Here is a 7,901-nt window from a genome sequence, read left to right as displayed (position 1 = left end):
GAATAACACATCCCTCTCCTTTTGTCAACCCCCTTTTTTATCTTTTTTTAAATTTTTATTGCAATATATCCTTTCGGAGCAATTTTAATACTTTTTCCAAGCTGTTTTCCGGTAATTGCACATGTGCAGTTTTTCTCTGCTTGGACATGAGCATCTTCCCGTTTAAAGTTAAATATATAGTATACAATGCCGCCACCGCTACATTCCCTTGTAATAACCTCAACACCTTTTCCAAAGGTGAAAGGCGTTTTTGCGACACTTGCTTCTTTTAGAATTGTATCTAATAATTTTTTTGTGCAGTCGTCGTCAAACGCTGTTCCTATGTAATAAGCCGTTCCTTTTTGATAACTGTTTTTGCTGACAATCATTTCTCCCCGGCGATAAGAATTTGCAAAGGTTCCGATGGGCTCTGCCCCTTTGCTCTCCAAAACGTCCAGCCAATATTTGTCTTTTCCTTGAAAACTGCCAAAATCAATCGTTGCAACAGTATCTTCAAAAACCGGTTCTATTTCAGAAATGTTTACGCCGAACACCTCTGTCAGCCCGCAGGGGCCCGACTCGCTGATAGCTACATTGTCTGTATCTTTAATCGCCGTTAGAAAGGTGCCTACCAGGGTGCCTCCGGCAGCAGTATATGCTTTCAGCTTTTCCACTGCTTCGTCACAGATAACAAACATATTCGGAACAATTACCGTTTTATAGTCTGAAAAATCGTTCTTCCATGATATAACGTCAGCGCTGTAGCCTAGCTCTTTCAGCGCCGTGTAAAGTTTGCAGGCATAACCGATGTAGGAATGTTCATGCTTGACAGGCTTAATGCGGAGCGCCCACAGAGAGTTGTAGTCAATCAAAATTGCCGTATCTGCTTTTTTCACCTGGGAATGTTCTAAAACCGCGCTGTGTTCCTTTAAATGTTCCATTGTCCTTTGGAATTCAAAATATCGGCGCCTGGGTACGCGGTCCTGGTCAATTAGCGCATAGTTTAACTGCTCTGCACCGGAGCAGAAAATTTTATACTGAAAATGCACCACAGCGCCTGCGTCTGATGCAAAGGTGTGCATAACTGAATTTTCAATTGCGCCGGGATATGGCTGCAGCCTGCCCTCGCCGGACCACAAACCGTGGCCGCCGCCGATGGAAAACTCCAGCATCCAGAACTTTTCGTTTCTAATTACATTTCTGGCAAAGGAATTTTCAAAGGAGGAATTGTCCATATTGTCGCGGTACAAATCCGGGTAGGCGTCTAAGCCGAATACGTCGGCTGTTTGAAACATTTTAAAATAATCCACGCCGTTTGTGCCAAATCCTGTGGTATTTGTCGTTATTTTCTTATCCGTATATAATTTCAGTATGTCCGCTTGCAAATTAAAATATTCAATGAAACTGTCGCTTGCAAACCGCTCAAAATTGAGGCGCAGGGACGGGCTGTCAAAATAACTTTTGATGAGCGGCATCGCGTCGCGCTCTGTGGGAGCAATGGGCAGTTCAATCTGGTTAAAATCAGTATAGCTCTGCCCCCAGAACCGCAGTTCCCAGCTTTGATTTAAATTTTCTGTGGTTTGGTAACGTTCTTTCACCGACCGGATAAACTTTCCGCGGCAAACATCACAGTGGCATCTGCCGCTGCCCTCCTGGGCAAACTCGTTGCCGATTTGAAAACCGATAACATAAGGATTTTTCCCAAATGTTTCACCAATTTTTTCTACAATTTTTTTTGTAAAACCGCGGTATGTTTCGTTGTTGTAACAATAGTGGTGCCGCGCGCCGAAATCACGCCGAACGCCGCGGTTATCCACATAGGCAATTTCCGGATAGTTTCTCGACATCCAGGCAGGTGGACACGCCGTGGGCGTGCAGATAATTGTCTGAATTCCCATTTTTCCCAAATCGTTTACGGCACGCTCAATTGTGGAAAAGTCGTAAACACCCTCTGACGGCTCTAACACATCCCAGCAGAACTCGCCCATTCTTACCACGTTTGCGCCGGATTCTTTAATGAGCTTTAAGTCCGTTTGATATGCTTCTTCCTCATAAATATGTTCGGGATAAAATGAAAATCCATACAATAAATCCATTGTTTATTTCTCCTGTTCTATAATAATTTCTTTTTGCACGTTTTCTGCCGCCACGCACAAAACGCCGTTTTCAAACGAAAACGCTGTTTTTTCTCCGTCTACCGTTACTGTTTTTATATCTTTTATATAAGGCAGGCGGATTTTATTCGCCGTAAGGCGCCCGCCCTTGATGATAATTTTTGTTATCGTTTCTGTCTTTTCATAAACTCCCCAGCCGCAGTCTAAGCTCCAAATGGTTTTAAAGTAAGGCTGGTTTAAAAGAGGGTCAAACCCAATGGTTTTGTTGGGCATGTCAAAATAAAACCCGCTGAAAATGGGTATTAAGGCAAAGCTTGCCATTGAGCGGGCATAGTTGCTGCCGCACTCAATTTCGTTCCACGGGTTGCGGTTTGCACCGTTGTAGCGGCCGCGCACGCCGCGGACAATTTCTAATCCCTCGTCAATCATTCCCTCGCTGATCATAAGGCCCGCCAGCTGATATTCAAAACCGTGCATGGTTTCTTCGCAGTAAGGCACGGGAATCACCGGCTTATACACGTCTTTAGGATAGGCGCAGATAATTGCCCCGCTGTCGTCATTTACGGCAAAATTCCGCCACATATTGGAAATAGACCGCATGGATTTTACAAAATTCAGCTCATACATGTTTTTCAGTGCGGTTTTCACCTGGGCTTTATCAAAAATTTCACCCAGCCCGCAAAGGTTTGCGTGCCACTGTCCGCAAAGCTGGTCAATTTCGCTGCCCCCGGCAATTTGATATTTCATTTCACCGGCTTCACTGTTCCAATAGGTGTCTGCCACACCGAAGTGCTCTAAAATCTGTTTATTGCCCAGGTCCACCTCCTGAACAAAATAGTTTCCGTTAAACAGATGTTCTTTCGTATATTGTTTTCCGTTTTCAAACAATTCACGATACTCGGCGGCTTTGTCATGAAAGCCTAAATGCTCTGCCATTTCGGCTCCCGCTTTTAATGCGGCCAAATAAAATCCCTGAAGCCAGGAGGACGGACCAAACAACTCCATGTCCAGCGTGTGGTGCTGCCTGCCCTCTAACACGCCGTCGTGATTTTTGTCCCACTGGCATATATTTTTGTCGCTCCAGGCGTAGTCAATTACCTTCATCACTTTGTCAAAGTGCCGTTTCAGCCACTCGTCGTCTCCGCTGATTTTCCATTCCCGATAGGTTTTAATTACCGCGCCCATCTGCCCGTCTACGCAGGGAATGTGCGTGTGCGGCGCGGCACCCAAAGGAAGCCTTAACCGAAACTGCATTTCCCCGTCTTCGCTTGTACTGTATGTAAACTCTAAATCGTGGATAGAACGCTCTAATGACGGGAATAAAAAGCACAGAGCATAGGCATAGTTCCACACGTGCTGACATGTTCCCTCGCAGGAACCGGCTTTTTCGTGCACGCCCTCCCAGCCGTAAAACTCGCCGTTTTCCAGCCGGAGCACTGTAGGCGATTTGATAACCGACAGCGTAGAAGCCGCGGCGTCAATCACGGCGCTGTCCAGCGTAGAGGAAAACAAGGCAGAACGGTATTCGTCCGTTTCGCTGTAGAGCCGTTCCCATTCATGGAGCGAATACGCCGCAGATTGAACAGAATTTTCAAAAACGGTTGCATAATAGTTTTTCCAGGTTTTACCTTTCACTTCTGGGGCTTCGTCCCAGTAATTGCAGTTGTTAGGTATGTTCCAGGAGATCACAAACCGAAAATTGCCTTTTTGCTGCGGAGAAAGCGATTCAGACACCATCAGCGCGCATATATCATGAACGCCGGTTTCCTCATAATGCCGCTCCCGCAGCCGGTCGGTTTCCAATAGTTCGCGCCAATAAACTGAAATGCCGTCGCACCAGCCGCCGCGATACCAATATTCCTGAACAGAAGCGTTATTTGTGTCTGTCGCCAGACACAGGTCTCCGTAGGCTATTTCCTCTTGATCTGCCCCGGCGTTTGAAAGCTTGATGAAAGAAATATCTCCGACCTGCCCCGCTTCATTTTTCGAAACGTCAAAGGGGTTTTGAAGAGAAAACGAAACAGAAAATTCCACTTCCGCGCCGGTTTTATTTTCATATGAAATTTCAAAAAACGCCGCCGGAATTGACGAACTGTCGCAGTCGCCCGGGATAAGCGGGTTAAACGCTGTAAGCACCACGGCTCCAGGAAAATCATCGTCCGTAAACGTTAGCTTTGCAACCGGGAACTCACCTAAAAAGGAGCAATTTTTAAAATGGGAAAGCCCGCACATAGACTCTTTGTCCGGCCCGAAACCAAAGCCTGAATACATTTGCTGCTTGTAAGTGCCTGTCAGGTCCTTCAAAATGTCGCCGTTCAAAACCTTAACAAACGTTTTGCCGTTCTTTTCCTTCACACGGACAACAATATTGGTATAGCCGTTTGCGCCGCCCTTGTTGGGACGGTTAAAAATCTCCCAGTCGATTAGCCGGCCGTTGCCTGCAAGGCCAATGGAACCAGTTCCGATTCCTCCTAAGGGAAATGAAATTTCGTTTAAATACTCTCTCTCGTATAACAAAAAAATCCCTCCGCAAAATAAAATTTAGTTCATTTTATCACACGCAAAATTCCATGTCAATTCTTTCGAATAAAATAAATTTATTTGCAAAGGATAACAATTGTAAAGGAGGTTATTATTATGTCATGTTGTTGTAAACCAGAAAAAACACAATCGCCCATTGCAGGTATTTCCTGTGATGTGACAAACTGCGAATATCACGGGGAGGGCCAGGAGTGCAAGGCTTCTGAAATTAAAGTTTGCTCCTGCGACCCAGTTCAGCAGTGCAGCGTGCAGTGTGCAACGTTTGTGCCTAAGGGCGGAAGATAGGTTTGAAAAAACGGCGCAGTTTAAACAACTGCGCCGTTTTCTTTCCGTATTGTTTTTTGTTGATACATCCTTTTGTCAGCCCCGCTTAACAGTTCTTTCAGGCCTACCGCATCACAGGGATAAGTTGAAATTCCGTAGCTCACACCAAAAAACGGAAACCTGTGTATTCCGGAAACCAGTTCTTTTAATTCGTTCATTCCGTCAATTTTTCGTCTTATTTCTTCTTTTTCCCCACCCAAATGCAAGAAGATAAACTCATCCCCCGAAATGCGGTATAATCTGCCCAATCCGTTCAATGCTTTTCCGGCGCGATCAGAGAAAACCTTTAAATATTCGTCCCCCATGCTGTGGCCGAACAGGTCGTTGATGCTTTTAAAATTATCTAAGTCCATAAAATAAATGGAAAATGGTTCGTTTAATTCCATGACAATCTCCAAATCATCATAAAACGAATTTTTGTTATTCAGTCCTGTGGTAACATCAATTTCACTCTTTTGTTTAAACCGCTCTGCGTTGCTTTCCGCCTTCGCTAAGCGATAAAATACTACGCAGCTTAAAACCATTCCGCCCCCTGCAGGAAAGCTTGTGAAAAACTGCACCCCACGGCTTTCTCCCGATTGAAAAGGCAATTCTGCAGCAAATAGAAAAACAAGCCAGCAAACAGACGCTAATAGAAACAATTTTTGTGTCCGTTTCACAGTATGGTCTATGATAAATAAGAATGCCCCGTGAAGAAAACCCCAGAAAAAATAGATGCTTACAAGATAGAATCCGGTTTGAAAAAGTAAAACAGCCGCGCTGAAATAACAGTCCGGTACAAACAAAGCGGCCTGTTTTGCCAGTAGGAACACGAAAAACGAATAGACCAGCGAAGCGCACAGAACCATACCTGCTATCACTGGCTGCCGGCGCACCTTTCCGCAGCAGGCATGGAACGAAAATACAGTTATAAGCATTGCCTGCAAAAGCACCAAAACAAAATAAAACAGTTCCAAACTGCCACCTCCAGACACATCTATTATCTTTCATTATACGTTTTTGCACCTTTTATGTCAAGTAAATTAATACTTTTGTCAAGCAAAAAAATTAAGCACGGTGAAAATCACCGTGCTTTCCAATTAGTCTAATTCTTTTTGTCCTGTGCAGAGCTCATAATACCTGCCGCCCAATTGAAACAGCTCGTTGTGGTTTCCGCGCTCAATAATCTCGCCGTTTTCCAAAACCATAATTGCGTCAGCATTTCTCACAGTAGACAGTCTGTGAGCAATGACAAATGTGGTTCTGTCTGCCATCAAACGATCCATGCCGTGCTCAATGTGACGCTCTGTTCTGGTATCAACCGAGCTTGTAGCCTCGTCCAGCACCAAAATCGGCGCTTTTGAAATCGCCGCCCGGGCAATGTTTAAAAGCTGACGCTGCCCCTGGGAAAGATTTGCGCCGTCACCCGACAAAACCGTGTTATACCCGTCGGACAGCCGCATAATAAATGAGTGTGCGCTGGCTGTCTTTGCCGCGGCGATAACCTCCTCATCGGTGGCATCAAGCCTGCCGTAGCGAATATTTTCCATCACCGTACCAGTGAACAAATGGGTATCCTGAAGCACCATTGCAATGTTCTGCCGCAGAAAATCCCGCTTATAATCGCAGATATCAATTCCATCAATGGCAATCTTGCCGCTGCCAATGTCATAAAACCTGTTTAACAGGTTGGTGATGGTAGTCTTTCCCGCACCGGTAGAGCCAACAAAGGCAATTTTCTGCCCTGGGTGTGCATAAAGAGAAATATTTTTTAAAATTATTTTGTCCGGATTGTAGCCAAAGGTGACATTTTCCAAGACCACGTCGCCGTGAATTTTTTCAGGCGCAACTGCTTTTGGCTTGTCGTCTGCTTCCGGCTCACGGTCCATAATTTGAAATACCCGCTCGGCACCAGCCAAAGCTGAAAACACAGTAGTCATCTGCATGGAAACTTCATTAATCGGCTGTGAAAACTGTCTGGAATAGTTTACAAAAACCGTGAGACCGCCAATGTCAAATTTGCCTAATGCACAGAGCACACCGCCAATGCCTGCAGTCAGCGCATAACAAACCTGGCTCATATTCCCCATGACCGGGCCCATAATGCCGCCGAAGAACTGGGCAAAAAACTGTTTGCCTTTCAGGTCGTCGTTCAAAAGTCCAAATTCTGCTTTGCAGTCTTCCTCGTGATTGAACACCTTCACAACCTTCTGACCTGTAACCGACTCTTCAATGTAACCGTTTAAGGCACCAAGCGCCGCCTGCTGCTGGGAGTAATATTTGCGGCTGCGCTTTGCAATCATGCCGCCGCCTTTCACAAAAATGGGAACAAACACAACCGTAATCAACGAAAGCCATATGTTGGTGTAAAGCATCATGGCAAAAGTTCCCACCAGAGAAATGATACCGGACGCCACCGTCATAACGGAGGAATCTAACATCATTCCAATATTATCAACATCGTTTGTAAACCGGCTCATAATTTCTCCGGTATTTTCCGTGTCGTAAAAACGCACCGGCAGCTTTTGCACCTTGTGAAACAGGTCGTTGCGGATTGCCTCAATGGTGCTCTGCGAAACAGAAAGCATAATGCGGTTCTGCAAATATGTGGAAATAACACCCACAAAATAAATCGATGCCAAAACTGCCAGCGCAAACGCAAATCCCTCAAGCCTGCCCGCCGCTATATAGTCGTTAATAATAGGTCGCAGCATGTAGGATCCCACAATCTGTGAAATTGCACGAGCCAGCATGAAAAACAGCGCAATGCCAATTCTGAATTTATATTTTGAAAGGTAACGGTAGAGCCTTAGCAGCACATTTTTTGTGTCTTTCGGCCTCCCGCTTCCGCCGGAGCCGTGCCTGCCGCCACGAGGGCCACCACCCGGCCCGCCTCCGGGCATGGGTTGTGCGCCAGCTGCGGCTCTTGGTGAACTGTTGTAACGCTTCGTTAAAACTTCTAAT

Annotated in this window: 5 protein-coding genes; 1 reads left to right on the top strand and 4 read right to left on the bottom strand. The window is 45.6% G+C overall.

Going from position 1 to position 7,901, the window contains the following annotated elements:
- Positions 1 to 47 precede the first annotated feature (47 nt).
- Both WIG73_RS00285 and WIG73_RS00280 read right to left on the bottom strand, forming a co-directional pair.
- On the bottom strand, positions 48 to 2,075 hold the full coding sequence (locus WIG73_RS00285) for a beta-galactosidase (RefSeq protein WP_337398769.1): 2,028 nt from the start codon (positions 2,073 to 2,075) through the stop codon (positions 48 to 50).
- Between the two features lie 3 nt (positions 2,076 to 2,078).
- Positions 2,079 to 4,610, bottom strand: coding sequence for a GH116 family glycosyl-hydrolase (locus tag WIG73_RS00280; RefSeq protein WP_337398768.1), 2,532 nt, complete (start codon positions 4,608 to 4,610; stop codon positions 2,079 to 2,081).
- Positions 4,611 to 4,730: 120 nt separating this feature from the next.
- Between WIG73_RS00280 and WIG73_RS00275 the strand changes: the two genes are divergently transcribed.
- Positions 4,731 to 4,919 (top strand): DUF1540 domain-containing protein, encoded by a 189-nt coding sequence (locus WIG73_RS00275; protein WP_177678010.1) that lies wholly within the window; start codon positions 4,731 to 4,733, stop codon positions 4,917 to 4,919.
- A gap of 20 nt (positions 4,920 to 4,939) precedes the next feature.
- Here the strand turns inward: WIG73_RS00275 and WIG73_RS00270 are convergent, their stop codons facing one another.
- Both WIG73_RS00270 and WIG73_RS00265 read right to left on the bottom strand, forming a co-directional pair.
- Positions 4,940 to 5,914 (bottom strand): GGDEF domain-containing protein, encoded by a 975-nt coding sequence (locus tag WIG73_RS00270; RefSeq protein ID WP_337398767.1) that lies wholly within the window; start codon positions 5,912 to 5,914, stop codon positions 4,940 to 4,942.
- A 123-nt stretch (positions 5,915 to 6,037) separates the two neighbouring features.
- Positions 6,038 to 7,840 (bottom strand): ABC transporter ATP-binding protein, encoded by a 1,803-nt coding sequence (locus tag WIG73_RS00265; protein ID WP_337398772.1) that lies wholly within the window; start codon positions 7,838 to 7,840, stop codon positions 6,038 to 6,040.
- Positions 7,841 to 7,901: the final 61 nt, after the last annotated feature.

It is taken from the genome of Congzhengia sp., from assembly GCF_037235575.1.
Classification (GTDB): Bacteria; Bacillota; Clostridia; order UBA1381; family UBA9506; genus Congzhengia; species Congzhengia minquanensis.
Note: the sequence above shows the minus strand (reverse complement) of the source record. Positions and strands in the feature narration are given on the sequence as shown.